General features: G+C 45.6%; 3 protein-coding genes. 1 reads left to right on the top strand and 2 read right to left on the bottom strand.

Annotated elements, in window-relative coordinates:
- The first annotated feature begins 5 nt into the window (after positions 1 to 5).
- Positions 6 to 974 carry a GGDEF domain-containing protein gene (locus R7Q41_RS23895; RefSeq protein WP_318144697.1) on the top strand — a complete coding sequence of 323 codons (969 nt, stop codon included), beginning with the start codon at positions 6 to 8 and terminating at the stop codon, positions 972 to 974.
- Positions 975 to 993: 19 nt separating this feature from the next.
- Here the strand turns inward: R7Q41_RS23895 and R7Q41_RS23890 are convergent, their stop codons facing one another.
- Both R7Q41_RS23890 and R7Q41_RS23885 read right to left on the bottom strand, forming a co-directional pair.
- Complete coding sequence (locus R7Q41_RS23890) at positions 994 to 1275, bottom strand: hypothetical protein (protein WP_005464981.1); 282 nt, start codon at positions 1273 to 1275, stop codon at positions 994 to 996.
- A 170-nt stretch (positions 1276 to 1445) separates the two neighbouring features.
- Complete coding sequence (locus R7Q41_RS23885; protein ID WP_318144696.1) at positions 1446 to 1730, bottom strand: pyrimidine/purine nucleoside phosphorylase; 285 nt, start codon at positions 1728 to 1730, stop codon at positions 1446 to 1448.
- Positions 1731 to 1856 lie beyond the last annotated feature (126 nt).

The raw sequence follows: 1856 nt of genomic DNA, 5'->3' as shown, positions 1-1856 counted from the left end.
TAGGGATCTGCTATCTCATTAAAGTGCAAAGGCATCACAAATATGCCGATTTACTGCTCAGCGCCGTCATCATGTTTGAGGGGTTATTACTACTTCTTTTTAATGATGCGCCCTCCGGAAAATTATTGTGGCTCTACCCCATCGTCGCAACCATCATTTTGATTAACGAGTTCAAAGTCGGTTTACTCTTTAGCGCTACCTACATGATTTTGGTTTTCTTTGGCATTACGTTTTTAGACGGCTTACCGGCCACTGGCGATATGATCGAACGCCGATTCATGTTCACCTTGATAGCCATCAGTTGTGTCTGCCATACCTTCTCCTACTACTACGCAAAAGTCGTCAGCTACATTCAAACCCTTTACCGAGAAGGGATTGAGGAGTTGGCCTACCTAGACCAACTGACGGGCTTAGCGAATCGTTGGAGCTTTGAAACGTGGGCTAGAGCAAAACTGCACGACATTGACCACTCAGACGAACGCAGTGTCACCGCGTTGGTTTTTCTCGATATCGACAATTTTAAGTACATCAACGACACCTATGGCCACGATGTTGGCGACCAAGTGTTGAAAGCATTTGCAACTCGATTGAAGAAAAGCATTCGTAACAGCGACCGAAAAACCGATAAACATGACTACTCCATTGCGCGCTTTGCAGGCGATGAGTTCGTGTTAATGCTTTACGATGTGCGCAGTAAACAAGACCTAGATGGCATTTTGGATCGCATCGTTAATTTGTTCCCAAAGGGATATCAAAACTACGATACCTATAATGAGCTGACGATGAGCGTAGGAGCCGCAATCTATAAACAAGACGCCAACGATTTATCAGAGCTTACCCGCTGCGCAGACAAAGCGATGTATGCCGCGAAACACACGGGTAAAAATCAGTACGCGTTTTACGAACATTGTTCTCATGCTGGTGAGCTGCGCAAAAAACAAGAATCAATGCTTGAGATGACAGAGGCGTGCTAAGCCTCTGTGAGTTGCCCGATTATGCAAAAAAGTGCATCGCCCACAACCCAAGCGCTAAAAACACGATCAACCAGAAGGCTTGACGCGCCCGGCTTGGTTTTCCTTGTTGTGGTGCAATCACTGGCTTAAAAGCTCGCTCCTTCATTTTTCCGACCAAGCTTTTTTCTATCGCCTGTTTGTAAAACTTGCGTCTTTTGTGCGCCGCGTTCGCTACTTCAGTAAAGCGGTGTCGCTGTTCATTCGTTAAATCGCTCGCTTCGTAGCGAGGAGGGAGATCAGAATGCTTGCGTTGTACTGCCATCACTTCCTCCTTGGTTGATGGGTGTACTTATACTAAGTATATACACAGTTGCGCATAAATAGCGCCAAGATACCGAATTCTAAGCGATATCTCGTGCGCCAGTTCAAGGAAATTACGCAACTAAAAAAGCCACCCGAAGGTGGCTTAAAGCAATTCAGCATTTGTACCGATTATAGGTATTCGCACAAGTAAGCCGTTGCGTCTTTCACTTGCAGCTCAAATGATGAGTTACCTTCAACATCAAACGACTCACCTCTGCTGTAGGTTGTCCAATCGGCTTCACCTACGCGTTTCACCACGAGAGCACCTTTAACGACTGTCATGCGCTCAGGAGCCTGCGTACCAAATGTGTACTCGCCCGGAAGCATCACACCGACACTAACATCCTGTCCGTGCTGGTTAAAACCTAGTGACTTTACACCGCCTGCAAAATAGCTATTTTCCTTAATATTCATTATTGGTTTCCTTATCAAAAGTCCGCTCTTTTTTACCCTGTTTTTTTCTGCGACTCAAGCCTTTAAAGCACAGAGATTCTACCGAATTGAGAACTCAGTTAATCAGCGCAGAATTTGGCTACTGCA

The sequence above is a fragment of the Vibrio sp. 2096 genome (genome assembly GCF_033339595.1).
GTDB classification, from domain to species: Bacteria; Pseudomonadota; Gammaproteobacteria; order Enterobacterales; family Vibrionaceae; genus Vibrio; species Vibrio alginolyticus.
This window is presented reverse-complemented; position numbering and strand designations above follow the sequence as displayed.

What these genes read in the sequence shown, in the direction of transcription:
- R7Q41_RS23890 (WP_005464981.1), bottom strand. Translation starts at nt 1,275, where the DNA reads ATGGCAGTACAACGCAAGCATTCTGATCTCCCTCCTCGCTACGAAGCG.
- R7Q41_RS23885 (WP_318144696.1), bottom strand. Translation starts at nt 1,730, where the DNA reads ATGAATATTAAGGAAAATAGCTATTTTGCAGGCGGTGTAAAGTCACTA.